Annotated in this window: 15 protein-coding genes; 13 read left to right on the top strand and 2 right to left on the bottom strand. The window is 48.5% G+C overall.

The window, feature by feature from the left end; genetic code table 11:
- Positions 1 to 239 precede the first annotated feature (239 nt).
- Together ACLU9Q_RS02965 and ACLU9Q_RS02960 are read left to right on the top strand one after the other, a co-directional pair.
- Positions 240 to 1,070 (top strand): AraC family transcriptional regulator, encoded by an 831-nt coding sequence (locus tag ACLU9Q_RS02965; RefSeq protein WP_296835444.1) that lies wholly within the window; start codon positions 240 to 242, stop codon positions 1,068 to 1,070.
- 133 nt (positions 1,071 to 1,203) lie between these two features.
- A complete protein-coding gene (locus ACLU9Q_RS02960; protein ID WP_296835442.1) occupies positions 1,204 to 2,682 on the top strand; it encodes a putative ABC transporter permease in 1,479 nt (492 codons plus the stop codon).
- Between the two features lie 262 nt (positions 2,683 to 2,944).
- Here ACLU9Q_RS02960 and ACLU9Q_RS02955 read toward each other — a convergent pair whose 3' ends face one another.
- Together ACLU9Q_RS02955 and ACLU9Q_RS02950 are read right to left on the bottom strand one after the other, a co-directional pair.
- The gene (locus ACLU9Q_RS02955) at positions 2,945 to 3,247 is read right to left on the bottom strand and encodes a hypothetical protein (RefSeq protein ID WP_296928017.1); all 303 of its coding nucleotides are present in this window, start codon (positions 3,245 to 3,247) and stop codon (positions 2,945 to 2,947) included.
- A complete protein-coding gene (locus ACLU9Q_RS02950) occupies positions 3,237 to 4,475 on the bottom strand; it encodes an IS110 family transposase (protein WP_412624635.1) in 1,239 nt (412 codons plus the stop codon). Before ACLU9Q_RS02950 ends, ACLU9Q_RS02955 begins: the two co-directional genes overlap by 11 nt.
- A 290-nt stretch (positions 4,476 to 4,765) precedes the next feature.
- Here ACLU9Q_RS02950 and rbr point away from each other — a divergent pair, with 290 nt between their 5' ends.
- The 11 genes from rbr (at position 4,766) to ACLU9Q_RS02895 (ending at position 13,723) form a co-directional block, all read left to right on the top strand.
- Positions 4,766 to 5,311, top strand: a complete 546-nt coding sequence (gene rbr, locus ACLU9Q_RS02945) for a rubrerythrin (protein ID WP_296831587.1) — start codon at positions 4,766 to 4,768, stop codon at positions 5,309 to 5,311.
- Between the two features lie 15 nt (positions 5,312 to 5,326).
- Positions 5,327 to 6,058 carry a tRNA threonylcarbamoyladenosine dehydratase gene (locus ACLU9Q_RS02940; RefSeq protein ID WP_296831692.1) on the top strand — a complete coding sequence of 244 codons (732 nt, stop codon included), beginning with the start codon at positions 5,327 to 5,329 and terminating at the stop codon, positions 6,056 to 6,058.
- A gap of 164 nt (positions 6,059 to 6,222) precedes the next feature.
- Positions 6,223 to 6,372 carry a 50S ribosomal protein L33 gene (gene rpmG / locus ACLU9Q_RS02935; RefSeq protein WP_296831589.1) on the top strand — a complete coding sequence of 50 codons (150 nt, stop codon included), beginning with the start codon at positions 6,223 to 6,225 and terminating at the stop codon, positions 6,370 to 6,372.
- Between the two features lie 30 nt (positions 6,373 to 6,402).
- Entirely contained in the window at positions 6,403 to 6,609 is a 207-nt protein-coding gene (gene secE / locus ACLU9Q_RS02930) for a preprotein translocase subunit SecE (RefSeq protein ID WP_296831591.1), read from the top strand.
- A gap of 15 nt (positions 6,610 to 6,624) precedes the next feature.
- Positions 6,625 to 7,140 carry a transcription termination/antitermination protein NusG gene (nusG, locus tag ACLU9Q_RS02925; protein WP_412624634.1) on the top strand — a complete coding sequence of 172 codons (516 nt, stop codon included), beginning with the start codon at positions 6,625 to 6,627 and terminating at the stop codon, positions 7,138 to 7,140.
- Positions 7,141 to 7,215: 75 nt separating this feature from the next.
- Positions 7,216 to 7,641, top strand: coding sequence for a 50S ribosomal protein L11 (gene rplK / locus ACLU9Q_RS02920; RefSeq protein WP_006862840.1), 426 nt, complete (start codon positions 7,216 to 7,218; stop codon positions 7,639 to 7,641).
- Between the two features lie 94 nt (positions 7,642 to 7,735).
- The gene (gene rplA, locus ACLU9Q_RS02915; protein WP_296831596.1) at positions 7,736 to 8,428 is read left to right on the top strand and encodes a 50S ribosomal protein L1; all 693 of its coding nucleotides are present in this window, start codon (positions 7,736 to 7,738) and stop codon (positions 8,426 to 8,428) included.
- Positions 8,429 to 8,513: 85 nt separating this feature from the next.
- Positions 8,514 to 9,728, top strand: coding sequence for a tetratricopeptide repeat protein (locus ACLU9Q_RS02910; RefSeq protein ID WP_412624633.1), 1,215 nt, complete (start codon positions 8,514 to 8,516; stop codon positions 9,726 to 9,728).
- 121 nt (positions 9,729 to 9,849) lie between these two features.
- On the top strand, positions 9,850 to 11,079 hold the full coding sequence (locus tag ACLU9Q_RS02905; RefSeq protein ID WP_302591935.1) for an MFS transporter: 1,230 nt from the start codon (positions 9,850 to 9,852) through the stop codon (positions 11,077 to 11,079).
- Between the two features lie 286 nt (positions 11,080 to 11,365).
- Entirely contained in the window at positions 11,366 to 12,748 is a 1,383-nt protein-coding gene (locus ACLU9Q_RS02900; protein WP_296831603.1) for an ABC transporter substrate-binding protein, read from the top strand.
- A gap of 90 nt (positions 12,749 to 12,838) precedes the next feature.
- Positions 12,839 to 13,723 carry a carbohydrate ABC transporter permease gene (locus tag ACLU9Q_RS02895; protein WP_296831605.1) on the top strand — a complete coding sequence of 295 codons (885 nt, stop codon included), beginning with the start codon at positions 12,839 to 12,841 and terminating at the stop codon, positions 13,721 to 13,723.
- Positions 13,724 to 13,732: the final 9 nt, after the last annotated feature.

The raw sequence follows: 13,732 nt of genomic DNA, 5'->3' as shown, positions 1-13,732 counted from the left end.
TTGGGAAGCAATATTTTGCTTCACTGTTTCAATTTGTGACACAGATGGGATTACGGTTCTGTGTTTCAATTGAGTTTGTATATATATCATATAAATATGAAGAGAACAAAACCAGACAGAAATTGCAGTGATTGTACCGAAAGTAAACATATCTTGCTCTTTATGATGAAAAATGATAAAATAGTCAAAAATGGTTTATGTGGAATGTATTTTAGGCAGAGCTGTATGGAGGAAGCGAAATGATCGACCAGGCGGGAATTCGGATGGCGCAGGGCGAAAGCCTTGCCGGGGAACGGATCGCAGGCGTGAACGATAATATGATGAAATCGCATTATCATAATTATTATGAGATTTATTACCTGGAGGATGGAGAGCGGTATCATATGCTGCAGGATGACATGTACACGATGAAGCCGGGCGAGCTGATTTTGTTTTCGCCCTATGTGCTGCATCGTTCCTACGGGGATGAGGGGATGCCTTTTAAGCGCATTGTGTTGTATTTTGAGAGCGGCGAGGTGGCGTCTTCAGAGCTTTTAGAGGCATTGGATCAAAACAATGGGATGTACAGACCGGATGCGGTAACACGCCAGAAGCTGCATCACATGCTGGAGGAGCTGATCCGGGAATACGAGAATCCGTCAGATTTTTATAAAAGCTACCGGCGCACGCTGCTGAATATGTTTCTGTTTACCATGCTGATGCACACGCGCAGGCGGGAGCCGGAGCAGCTGAAAGAGACGGGGCGCACGACGCAGATTGTCAGCTATATCCACAAGCATTACCAGGAGGATATTACACTGGAGCAGCTTGCGCAGATGTTTTATGTCAGTCCGTTTTATCTCTGCCGGGAATTTAAGCGCTACACCAACAGCACGATTGTACAATATGTGAATATCACACGGGTAATGAATGCGCAGCGCAGGCTGATGGAGACGGACAAGACGGTAACAGAAATCAGCCGGGAGACAGGCTTTTCAAACCTCACTCATTTTAATCGGGTATTTAAATCCATCACGGGAACCACACCGTCCGGGTATCGCAAGCACCACCAGAATATGCTTTGCTTATAGGCAGGATGCGGCGGGGCCGGGGGAATGGGCGAAAGCATGTGGGCAAAAATAAGAAATCTTTTGTAGACGTAAAACATATACTGTGTTAAAATGTTCACATTATTATATGTGAACAAAGGATGAAACCATGTCTATGACGAGATTGTTATTTCTGTTTTTTACCTACGCGTTTTTGGGGTGGGTATTGGAGACGGTACTGGTAACGCTGAAGCAGAAAAAGGTGGTCAACCGCGGTTTCCTGAATGGACCGCTCTGTATGATTTACGGCATTACGGCTATCATTCTGACGGTGGGTCTTACATCGCTGAAGGATAATATTTTCTTTTTGTTTGTGGGAAGCTGCATTTACGCGACGGTGACAGAACTGCTTGCAGGTAAGTTCCTGGAGAAATATTATCATGGACGCTGGTGGGATTACAGCAAAAAGAAATTTAATTTTGACGGATACGTCTGCCTGGATCACTCATTGTTCTGGGGCGTTCTTGGCGTGATTGTCGTAAAATGGCTGAATCCGGTCCTGAACCGGTTTTATAATGCAAATGTGCCGATTCTGATGCACACATTAATGTGGATACTTCTTGCAATTCTGGTTCTTGATATTCTCGGAACAACGTCCGTGCTTCTGAAGGCGAACGATCAGGAGCGCTACAACGAATCAAACAAGCGCATCGCGAAATTTACAGCCGGGCTGCGCGCGAAAATCTCCAGCGTGGTCGAGCGGCGTATCCTGCGCGCTTATCCGCTGTCGCCGGAGCTGCAGGAGAAAAAAGGAAAAAGCAGGGTATTTGCGGAAGGATGCGGGTTTTATAAGCTATTCTGGCTGTTTATGGTCGGAGGATTGATCGGCGACCTGGTGGAAACGGTTTTTTGCAGGATTACGATCGGCAGGTGGATGAGCCGCAGCAGTGTGGTGTGGGGACCGTTCAGTATTGTATGGGGATTGGGGTTTGCACTTTTCACGGCCATCCTGTATCAGCACCGCAAGAAATCAGACAGTTTTCTGTTCATTGCAGGAACTGTTCTGGGAGGTGCGTTTGAATATCTCTGCAGCGTTTTCACGGAAATGGTCTTCGGGACGATTTTCTGGGACTACAGCCATGTGCCGTTTAATCTGGCAGGCCGCATAAATCTTTTATATTGTTTTTTCTGGGGAATCGCTGCCGTTATCTGGTTTAAGTATGTCTATGAAAAGATTTCCGGTCTGATCGAAAAAATGCCGATCCGGGTGGGGAAGGTTCTCACCTGGATTATGGTCGTATTTATGTTATGCAACATTTTTGTATCGTCGCTGGCTCTTGGACGCTATCAGGAGCGGCGCGCGGGCGTTCCGGCGGAGGCTCCGTGGCAGCAGATTATGGATGAAAAGTATGACGATGAGGTGATGCGCCGCATTTATCCGAAGGCAAAGGATCTGGACCTGCGCGGAAAACCGGCGGAGTCGGGAATCGAGGAAACCGAAGGAACAAACGAAACAGAGCAGACGCAGGAGGAAAGCAAAGGAGCAAACGAAACAGAGCAGGCGCTGGAGGAAAGCGAAGGAGCAAACGAAACAGAGCAGGCGTTGGAGGAAAGCAAAGGCGCAAACGAAACGAAAAAAGCAGCGCAGGGATGAAAAAATGTTTGAGGTTACTGCGAACGGAATGAACAGCAACTGTTTGAGCACGGGCGGCAGAGGAGCAGTCGGATATACTTGAAAAAAACGGGTGAAAATTGTATACTGATTATAGCTTTAAAAGTAAATATAGTCTGCAAATAAAAAGTCAAGCAGAAATTGATGAACTTTGAAAATTTTATACAGGTTGAAATTAGGGCATAAACGTTAAGCCACCGGTTTACGCTGGCTTAAGAAAAAAGGAAGCCATATATTGTGCCACCTATAAGGGATGTTCACATTTTAATTTTTGAACATAGCCTACAGAACATCGGAATTCCCGGGCAATACGACGCATGGGAATTCCTTGTGCGATACATTCTCTGATAGCATCTTTCTCGCGGTCAGAGAATTTCGGTATCCTTCCGGCATTGCGTGGATTTTCGTTCGCTTTTATGACGGTTCCTCCAATGGACAGGGCATAATCCGCCGCGTCTTTCTCGGAGAAAAAACCAGCCACAACAGGCACGCCTTTGAGGACGAGATATCTGAAATTTACCTCGCAGGGATATGTTTTATATTCCATCCTTCTCCGCCTCCGTGTCGGATGTCTGGGGCAGTGAGGCAAGATATTCCTTTACCCGCCCGTAATAAATACGGAGAAATTTGTTCGCACCAGCGGTCATGTAGACGTAATAAGGTTTGCCCTGCGCCCGTTTTTTATCCATAAAGGCGTAAACGGGATCGTCAGCAGGGGAACGTTTGATGAGCCCGTCCATGATCTGGAACAGGGTTTTGCGCAGATACGGCGAGCCTTTCTTTGTGGTAGGCACACTTTTACGGATGCGCTGCCCGGAATCATCCTTTCCGGGGTCAACGCCGGCAAAAGCAGTCAGAGCCCCGCGGTGTGTAAACCGTGTCACATCCCCGATCTCAGACATGAGCTGGGGACCGAGGGTAGGCCCGACACCATCCATAGCCAGAACAACCGGATATTCCGGCAGCGCGGAAGCAGCCTTATCCATTTCCAGACGGAGGGATTCTACTGTCCGGGAAGCAGTATTAAGCATTGCCACAGCCTGCCAGATGAGCATTTTTGTGTTGTCATCTTTTGGAAATACGGCGATCAGGTCAGAAGAGGCATGGTAGATATTTTCCGCTTTCTGTGCGCTGAAATTATAACCTTTGCGTTTGCACCAGTTCTGGTAATGCTTTTTGAAGGCTTCCGGCGACCTGGAGCGGACACAGTCCACATGCCAGTAGGTATGGACAAAATCCACCCATTTCTGGCTGCCATCGCTGCGCGCAGGGCTGTCAAAGAAGTCATTAGCACCCGGATAAGTCTGGTCAAGCAGGGCAATAAGATTGTTTTTCATGGCAGTTTTCTGTGCCATATAGAAGCCGAACTGTCGGTTCATGGTTTTTAATTGGTTGCGTGTTTTATCCATGATTCCATATTGCTTCAGTTTTGCCCAGCGGTCAAGAGTATAGCGTGCGATTTTTTTGGAATCCGCTTTGTCGGTCTTTGGAGTGCGCAGGGAATCATCCCCGAAGTTCCTGATGAGAATGGGGTTTACGGCGCTAACAAAGATACCGGCGTCAGAAAGCCACATGGCGACCGGCTCGTAGTACCTTCCGGTGTGCTCCATGCAGACCTTCGTCTCCCCGTCAAGCTCCTTTATCTGCCCGATCAGTCCGTTGATAGCGGACTGTGTATGGGGAATGTCGCGGGGAGGCATCAGGACAACGTCGCCAGGCCTGCGGATGGTAACAGTGCTCTTGCCTTTGGAAACATCAATACCAACAGCGTTCATAATGGATACTCCTTTACAATGAATCAGCAATGGTCAATACCAGATTTACTCATTGCCTGTTCAATCTACTGGGTATCACACGAACGCCTGTGGGTTCAACCTGCGTAAAACGAATGCTGCGAATGAGGGCTGGTTGGCTGACTAAATTACGGACGTAAAGTCCTAGTAGAAGGTGGCCAGACCTATTGCCTTACTCATTCTAACAGCTTAAGCAACAAGATGGGTAATTCCTTACTGGCTGTAAGGGGTATTAACCATAAATACATTGTAGTAGCAGGAGGGAAATGAACATGAAAGAAAACAAATCTTATGCGGGTACACAGACAGAAAAGAATCTGCAGGCAGCATTTTCCGGAGAATCCGAAGCAAGAAACAAATATACATATTTTGCTTCGGTTGCGAAGAAAGAGGGCTATGAGCAGATTGCGGCACTGTTTCTGAAAACCGCGGAAAACGAAAAGGAACACGCAAAAATGTGGTTTAAGGAGCTGCAGGGCATTGGCAATACCGCTGAAAATCTGCTCAGCGCTGCCGAGGGCGAAAACTATGAGTGGACAGATATGTACAAGGGCTTTGCGGAGACGGCGGAACAGGAGGGATTTCCGGAGCTTGCGGCAAAATTCCGCCTTGTTGCGGCGATCGAGCAGCATCATGAGGAGCGTTACCGCGCCCTGCTTCACAACATAGAGATGGCGGAGGTATTTGCAAAGAGTGAGGTAAAAGTGTGGGAATGCCGCAATTGCGGACATATTGTTGTTGGAACCGCCGCACCGGAGGTCTGTCCGACCTGCGCACACCCGCAGTCTTATTTTGAAGTAAAAGCAGAAAATTATTAAGAGACGTATTGAGTGATGACAGAAGAAAATCAGTTTTCCAGAACAGAATTGCTGATAGGAAAAGAAAATCTGCAGCGTCTTGCCCGCGCCAGAGTTGCAATATTTGGCGTGGGCGGCGTGGGCGGCTATGTGGTGGAGGCGCTTGCGCGCAGCGGCGTCGGCACGCTGGATCTGATCGACTCGGACAAGGTGGTTCTGAGCAATCTGAACCGTCAGATCATTGCAACATATGATACCATCGGACAGTACAAGGTAGATGCGGCGAAGGCGCGCGTGTTGTCCATCAATCCGCAGGCGGTGGTAAATGTATATCGCATTTTTTATCTTCCGGAGACGGCATTGCAGTTTGACTTTGCCTCATATGATTATGTGGTGGATGCGATCGACACGGTCACGGGCAAGCTGATGCTGGCAGAGCAGGCGCAGAAAAGCGGCACCCCGATCATCAGTTCCATGGGCGCGGGCAACAAAATGGATGCGTCCGCGTTTGAGGTCGCAGATATTTATGAGACATCCGTCTGTCCGCTTGCAAAAGTGATGCGCAGAGAATTAAAAAAACGCGGGATCAATAAGTTGAAAGTCGTATATTCCAAAGAGACACCGATGACGCCTCATATAGCAGAACAGATATGCGGACAGGACGTGGCAGGCGGCAGACGCCGCCAGACACCGGGAAGTATGGCGTTTGTACCTTCTGTGGCGGGACTGATCATTGCCGGGGAGGTCGTGCGGGATCTAATCCGATAAAATCCGGCGCATGGCTGAACAGTTGTGAAAATTTTTACTTGACGTGCTCCATACGTATGTGGTAAGATAAACAGGCGTATGGAAGCAGGTCTTTTTTTTTATGCCTAAAAAAACAGCAGCGAAAAGGCTGCAGCACAAAAAAGTTTGAGAGCGAGGTGGAAGTTGTGCGCACAAGGATCACATTGGCATGTACGGAATGTAAGCAGCGAAATTACAACACGACAAAAGACAAAAAGAATCATCCTGACAGAATGGAAACCAGTAAATACTGCAGATTCTGCAAGAAACACACGGTGCATAAAGAAACAAAATAGCACGCCGCATGGCTGAGAGAGGAGAACAGCATGGGAGAAGTTGCCAAGAAAGACAAAAGCCCAATGAAAAGCTGGTGGGACGGTCTGAAATCCGAATTTCACAAGATCGTCTGGCCGGATAAGAAAGATCTCACAAAGCAGACAGGCGTTGTAATCGTAGTTTCTGTGATACTCGGAGCGATTATTGCGGTGCTCGATGTTATTATGCAGTACGGTATTGATTTCTTGATTAAGTAAGGACAAGGTGAGCATATGTCAGAAGCAAAGTGGTATGTAGTTCATACCTACTCTGGTTATGAGAACAAGGTAAAGGCGAACATCGAAAAAACCATTGAGAACAGACATCTGGAGGATCAGATCCTGGAGGTACGCGTACCTCTGGAGGATGTTGTGGAAGTGAAAAACGGTGTTTCGAAAACAATTCAGAAGAAGATGTTTCCGGGCTACGTGCTTCTCAACATGGTCATGAACGACGATACCTGGTATGTTGTCAGAAACACCAGGGGCGTCACCGGGTTTGTCGGTCCGGGATCGAAGCCTGTACCGCTTACTGAAGCAGAGATGAGACCTTTGGGAATTCAGGAGCAAAGCGTTGTGGTCGATTTCGAGGTTGGCGATACGGTCAACGTCATCGGCGGTATCTGGAAGGATACGGTCGGCGTTGTGCAGTCGATCAACGAGAGCAAGCAGATCGTTACCATCAATGTTGAGCTTTTCGGCCGCGAAACGCCGGTGGAAATAAGTTTCGCAGAGATTCAGAAAATGTAAAGTCGCCGTCAATTCGCAGGCGGTCAGACAGTGGGAGGGAAATCCCCCGACAATACCACAAGGAGGTGCCTTATTATGGCAAAGAAAGTAACAGGTTACATCAAATTACAGATTCCGGCTGGCAAAGCAACACCAGCACCGCCTGTTGGTCCGGCACTTGGACAGCACGGTGTCAATATCGTTCAGTTTACCAAGGAGTTCAATGCAAGAACGGCTGACAAGGGTGATGTGATCATCCCGGTAGTTATCACCGTTTATGCAGATAGAAGCTTCAGCTTCATCACAAAGACTCCGCCTGCAGCAGTTCTGCTGAAGAAGGCCTGCAATATCAAGTCTGGTTCCGGTGTTCCGAACAAGACAAAGGTTGCGACCATCAGCAAAGACAAGATCCGCGAGATCGCTGAGACAAAGATGCCGGATCTCAACGCTGGAAGCATTGAAGCGGCTATGAGTATGATCGCAGGTACCGCGAGAAGCATGGGTATCACGGTTGAAGAGTAGACATCCCGCACTTAGCGAAAACGAGTGTCGACTCTTGTAGATTGAACACAGTGGGAGGGAAATTCCCGCAAATACCACCAGGAGGTTATGTAATATGAAAAGAGGAAAAAGATATATCGAAGCGGCAAAGAATTATGACCGCGCAACTCTTTATGACACCGCAGAAGCGATCAGCGTTGTAAAGAAAAATGCAGTAGCAAAATTTGATGAGACAATCGAAGCTCATATCAGAACCGGATGCGACGGACGTCATGCAGATCAGCAGATCCGCGGCGCTGTTGTACTTCCGCACGGAACAGGTAAAAAGGTCCGCGTGCTTGTGTTCGCGAAGAACGCAAAGGCTGACGAGGCTCTGGCAGCAGGCGCTGAGTACGTAGGAGCAGAGGAACTGATTCCGAAGATTCAGAACGAAGGCTGGCTGGATTTCGACGTTGTAGTAGCTACCCCGGATATGATGGGTGTAGTTGGACGTCTGGGCCGTGTACTTGGTCCGAAAGGACTTATGCCGAACCCGAAGGCCGGAACAGTTACCATGGATGTAACAAAGGCTATCCAGGATATCAAAGCCGGTAAGATTGAGTACAGATTGGATAAGACAAATATCGTACATGTGCCAATCGGAAAAGCTTCCTTTACGGAGGAGCAGTTGGCGGACAACTTCCAGACGCTTATAGATGCAATTCTGAAAGCAAGACCGGCAGCATTGAAGGGCCAGTATTTGAGAAGCGTTACGCTCACCTCAACTATGGGACCGGGTGTGAAACTGAATACTGCTAAATTTGTATAGGCTTGTATCTTATATCGCCGCACAGAGGCTTCTGTGCGGCGATTATTGTCTTATGGAATAAATTTTTTCTATACGGAGGGGGTTTATGATAGAAAAAAACACACTTGCAGGAATCCTGCTGAAGCTGGAACGTCTCCGGCAGGACAAGGGACAGAAGGAGGTTTGCGGCGGCATCTGCGTGCCCTCTTATTTAAGCAAGATCGAGCATGGGACAGTCTGCGCCGATGAAAAAATCCTGGCAGAGTTATTTGCGCGTCTGGGAATTTTTTATGAAAAAGACCAGGCGGCGCTGGAAAAGCTTGGGAAGCTTATTGAAAAATATTTTTACTGTCAGCAATACTATCTGGATACCAGAGACGTTTATGAAAAACTGCAGGAGCGGGAGCGCACACTAATGTATAGCCGTTATGCGGTGGACTGGCTGCTGATCTGCGCCTTCGAACAGGCGGCGCCCAGGGACATTATGGATCGCCTCGATGCGCTGAAGGAGCATATGGAGCCGCGTCAGCTCGCTTATTATAAGCTTCTCTGTGCGCAGGAGGAAAAAAATGCTGAGCGTGCAGTGCATCTCTCCAGGGAAGCGTGCGACGTTCTGAACAATTCTTATGCAATGCTTATGCTCTGCGTGGCGTATTTCCGGCAGGGCAATTATTCGGAAATTCACCGGATGGAGCAGCGTGTTGTGGCGGCAGCGGTGGAGGAGGGGAATACCTACCAGCTCGCGGACTTCTGTTTTATGAATGGGAACGCCTACGCCTGCCTTAACATGGAAGAAATGATGATGGTGTATTTTGAGCGCGGTATCCGGCTGCTGCAGAATACTGCGTGGAAAAGGGAGCTTGCAGGCGTTTACTATAATATCGGCGCCACTTACATCAGCTTACGGAAATATGATCCGGCGCTGGAGTATCTGGAGATGGCGGAACAGGAGGATACCGGACACCAGTTTCAGATACCGATATTTCACAAAAAAGCAATTGTGTTTCTGCGCACGGGACGAAAGGACGAGGGCAAAAAAATTCTTGCGGAGATGAAAAATCTGCTTTTAAAGAAAACTGCCACGTCGGCAGTGGACTGGCTGATTTACGAGGAAGCCGAAATGGAGGCAGAGGAGGGCTTTCTCAACAACCCGGAGTATCTGAAATTGCTGGAAAAGCTGATCCGTGCGATTAAGGAGGAGCTTCATTTTGGCTATCTGTACTTTTATCGCGAAGTGATCGTGGAGGCCTGCAAAAGACAGCGAAGATACAGGCAGGCGCTGGAGTTTGAGCAGGAGATTTCCTCTGGAATTGTAAAATAGCTGCTTAAAGTATCAAATCAGAACATAAATTTCCCAAAATGATCGTGTTTACAGGCGTTTATTATTTCAATATAATTTTACCCATAAGAGGCGGATTTGTCCGCGGAAGGGTGAGAGGAATATGAAACAAAAAACAAAGCTCTGGACAAAAGATTTTTCATGCATTACGGCTGCCACGGTCTTGTCGGCGATCGGCGGGGAGGCGATGAATCTTCCTGTCAGCCTGCTGGTGTTTGACGAGACGCAGTCAGCCTTTCTGTCAGCGGTGATCATGGTCTGCGGGATGCTGCCGGATGTGCTGCTGCCGGTTTTGGCAGCTCCGCTCATCGACAAGGGCGGGAAAAAGAAGTGGATTGTCGGGATGGACGCGCTGCTTGCGGTGCTGTACGTCGTGATGGGAGTCTGGATCAGCAAAAACAGCTTTTCCTTTGGCGTATATGTTGCGTTTACGCTGCTTGCGGGAACGATATCTGTCTTTTACCGGCTGGCTTACCAGGCGTGGTACCCCGATCTGATCCCGGCCGGGGAGAAGCAGAAGGGCTATGCGGTGAGCGCGATGGTCTACCCGATCGTCCTGGTGGTGTCGGCGCCGTTTGCCACATTTCTGTATGAGACACTGAAAATGGATGTGATATTTTATATTGTAGCCGGTATCACAGTTGCTTCTATTATGGTGGAAAGCCGTGTGACGGAAAAGCAAAGTGCGGCAGAGGAATCCTACACGTTCCGCCAATACCGCCGCGATATCGCGGAGGGCTTCACATACATAAAAGAAGAAAAGGGCATCCGGAATATTTACACCTATATGGCAATCACGCAGGGGACGTCGGAGGGGCTTGGCATTATCACACAGGTGTATTATCAGTCGCAGCCCTGGCTCACGGTAACGATGCTGGGATTCCTGAAAAGTGCGGAGATGATCGGCAGAGTGCTTGGCGGCTTTTTTCAGTACACGAAGGAGATTCCGGCGAAAAAGCGCTATGCTTTTACAAAGTTTGTCTATATTTTTTACAATATAATAGATATGGTGCTGCTGTTTCTGCCGTATCCTGCGATGCTGGCGAGCCGTTTTTTGTGCGGCGGTCTGGGTATCAGCAGCGCGACCGTCCGCGAGACTGCGGTGATGAGTTATTTGCCGGAGCAGATGCGGGCGCGGGTGAATGCATTTTTTAATACGCTGTTTGCGATTGGCGGCGTGTTGTTTCAATTTCTGGCCGGTGCGCTCGGAGAAATTCTGCCGTACCGCGCGGTAGCGCTGCTGCTCGGCGGGGCATCGCTGGTGAGCGTGTTCTTTCTGATTATATTGCCGGCAAAGGACAACCGACCGGTATATGAGGCGGTAAGCCGGTAACAGGATAAAACCCGCCAGTCTGCGGTCCGCCGGTCAAACTATAATTTTTTTTCGAAAAAACGAAAAAGCAATATTGACATTTATTTAATAGTATGATAGCATAAGTTTAACGATAAACGTATAAAACTAAAAAAGAAATTGGAGGAAAAGTGTACAAATAATACAAAACAAAAAAGAGCAGAAACGACATACTTTGATAAATTTAACGTTAAATGGAAACAAAGAAAAAAAGAACAGGTAAATCATGAAATCAAAAACAAAAAAGTAAGAAAGGAAGGAAAATGTTATGAAGAGGAAGCTTGTTGGATTTTTGGGAGCAACACTGGCAGCGGCGATGATGGCCGGCATGGTAGCCGGAGCATCTGAGGAGATTACGGTTACGCTGGGCATCTGGCCGGAGGATACTCTGACAGATGAGATCGCGATGCACGAAGGTTTTCTGGAGAAGATGAAAGAGGTTCGTCCGGACGTTACCTATGTACCGGCTTACTACAAATATTCTACGGATACCTTTATGCCGATGGTAGAAGCAGGTACTGTACCGACTGTCTTTGAATCCTGGTTCACAGAGCCGCAAAAGCTGATCAAACAGGAAGCGGTTGCAGATATCACAGACCAGCTCGAAGAGAGAGGATGGCTGGATGCAATGAATCCGTCTATCCGTGAGCTGCTTTCCGATGAGAACGGCCGTGTATACGGTGTTCCGCGTGATGGCTATGCGCTTGGCGTAATGTGCAACAGGGCGCTGTTTGAGGAAGCCGGGCTGGTGGATGAAAATGGCGTTCCGCTGTTCCCAGAGACATGGGATGAACTGCTTGAGACAGCTAAGACGATCAACGAGAAGACTGGTTCCGCAGGTCTGTGTCTCCTGGCAAAGGACAATGCAGGCGGGTGGCACTTCAGCAATATCGCATGGGCATACGGAGCAACGCTTGTTACAGAGAATGAAGACGGAACATTCACAGCGAACCTTGCTTCTGATGAAGCGATCGCAGCTATGGAATATGTAAAAGAACTGGCAGACGCAGGCGTTCTGACGGCAGATCCGACTACTGAGGACTGGGGTACAGGATTTACGCAGCTCGCTACAGGCGGCGCGGCAATGTACATCGCAGCGAACGACGCAGTAAACCAGCCGACACAGGCAAACGGAATGGCGCTGGAAGATCTGGCTATGTGCGCAATCCCGGCAGGCCCTGGTGGACAGTACTCTCTGTCAGGCGGCACACCGTACATGTTCTCTAAGGATGCAACGCCGGAAGAAATCGACGCAGCTCTGGATTACCTTGAGATCATGGGCAAGACCCCGATCGTTACCGACGACGTAGTAGCAGGTCTGGAAGCAGACGCACAGATGAGAAAGGATTCCGGCATCCCGGTAATCCAGAAGTTCCCGTGCTGGATCAATCAGGAATTCCTCGATGCTGAGGCAAAGACGATTGAAGAAAATGCAAATGTAGATCCGGCTATGTATCAGTCTTACTTTGACGCGGTATCTTCTGACGGACTTCGTACAGAGGAACCGGGGCAGACGCAGGATATGTATGGCGAGCTGACAAAGGTTCTCCAGGCAGTTATCACTGATCCGGATGCAGATATCCCGGCACTGATGCAGACAGCAAATGACAATTACCAGGCTATCCTTGACAATTCGGTTGTTGCAGAATAAAGCGGATTGCTGAAATAGTTCGATCCAAATGGGGTTTCCAATGACCGGAAGCCCCATTTGTTGTAAAAACAGAAATATGAGGATGAGAGAATGAAGAAAAAGACAAAATTTAAGCGCAGAGATCTGATATCATGGCTCGTTATGCTGCCGTCTGTGATACTTTTTGCATTCTATATCTGGGAGCCGCTTCTGGAGAACGTCAGACTGTCCCTTTACAGCACGATCCGCTATCAGACGGTGGACTTTGTCGGTCTGGCAAATTATGCCAGGGTTCTGAAGGTGCCGGATTTTAAGGCGGCCTTCGTAAATACATTTTCCTATACGTTTTGGTCGCTGGTGATCGGCTTTTTTATACCTATCATCATGGCGGTACTGATCTCAGAGACCGTACATTTAAAAAGTTTCTTCCGTGTAGGCGTTTATTTCCCGAATATCGTTCCGGGGCTTGCCACGATCTGGATCTGGAATTATTTCTTTACTCCCGGTCCCACCGGCGTGCTCAATATCCTGCTGGGAAAAATCGGAATTGCTCCCTTCGTGTGGCTGAATAATACAAAATGGACGATTCCGCTCATCGTCGTGACAATGACCTGGAAGTCGGCGGGGTCCACCGCTCTGATCTATATGGCGAGCATCAGCGGGATCAGTGCGGATCTGTACGAGGCGGCGACTATCGACGGCGCCAGCATCTGGCAGAGAATCCGGCATATTACGCTCCCCAGCATCAACGGTCTGGCAAGGACGCTTCTGATCATGCAGGTGATTTCTGTGTTCCAGATTCTGTATGAACCGATGGTGCTTAAGAATGGCGGTCCGAACAATGCAAGTATTTCACTGATGATGCTTGTATACCGGTTCGCATTCCGTGACAGTGACTTTTCAGGTGCGGCGGCTCTGTCCGTTATGATCTGCATCATATTGATTATATTGAGCGGGCTGTACATGAAGGTTGCAAAGAAAAAAGAAGAATATTAGGAGGAGAGG

The sequence above is a fragment of the Marvinbryantia sp. genome (assembly GCF_047017445.1).
Classification (GTDB): domain Bacteria; phylum Bacillota; class Clostridia; order Lachnospirales; family Lachnospiraceae; genus Marvinbryantia.
This window is presented reverse-complemented; position numbering and strand designations above follow the sequence as displayed.

Excerpts from the sequence above, each read along its gene's own strand:
- nusG (WP_412624634.1), top strand. The coding sequence starts at position 6,625 with ATGTCAGAAGCAAAGTGGTATGTAGTTCATACCTACTCTGGTTATGAG.
- ACLU9Q_RS02940 (WP_296831692.1), top strand. The coding sequence starts at position 5,327 with ATGACAGAAGAAAATCAGTTTTCCAGAACAGAATTGCTGATAGGAAAA.
- ACLU9Q_RS02895 (WP_296831605.1), top strand. The coding sequence starts at position 12,839 with ATGAAGAAAAAGACAAAATTTAAGCGCAGAGATCTGATATCATGGCTC.
- ACLU9Q_RS02960 (WP_296835442.1), top strand. The coding sequence starts at position 1,204 with ATGACGAGATTGTTATTTCTGTTTTTTACCTACGCGTTTTTGGGGTGG.
- secE (WP_296831591.1), top strand. The coding sequence starts at position 6,403 with ATGGGAGAAGTTGCCAAGAAAGACAAAAGCCCAATGAAAAGCTGGTGG.
- rplK (WP_006862840.1), top strand. The coding sequence starts at position 7,216 with ATGGCAAAGAAAGTAACAGGTTACATCAAATTACAGATTCCGGCTGGC.
- ACLU9Q_RS02965 (WP_296835444.1), top strand. The coding sequence starts at position 240 with ATGATCGACCAGGCGGGAATTCGGATGGCGCAGGGCGAAAGCCTTGCC.
- ACLU9Q_RS02910 (WP_412624633.1), top strand. The coding sequence starts at position 8,514 with ATGATAGAAAAAAACACACTTGCAGGAATCCTGCTGAAGCTGGAACGT.
- ACLU9Q_RS02900 (WP_296831603.1), top strand. The coding sequence starts at position 11,366 with ATGAAGAGGAAGCTTGTTGGATTTTTGGGAGCAACACTGGCAGCGGCG.
- rplA (WP_296831596.1), top strand. The coding sequence starts at position 7,736 with ATGAAAAGAGGAAAAAGATATATCGAAGCGGCAAAGAATTATGACCGC.
- ACLU9Q_RS02950 (WP_412624635.1), bottom strand. The coding sequence starts at position 4,475 with ATGAACGCTGTTGGTATTGATGTTTCCAAAGGCAAGAGCACTGTTACC.
- rbr (WP_296831587.1), top strand. The coding sequence starts at position 4,766 with ATGAAAGAAAACAAATCTTATGCGGGTACACAGACAGAAAAGAATCTG.
- ACLU9Q_RS02955 (WP_296928017.1), bottom strand. The coding sequence starts at position 3,247 with ATGGAATATAAAACATATCCCTGCGAGGTAAATTTCAGATATCTCGTC.
- ACLU9Q_RS02905 (WP_302591935.1), top strand. The coding sequence starts at position 9,850 with ATGAAACAAAAAACAAAGCTCTGGACAAAAGATTTTTCATGCATTACG.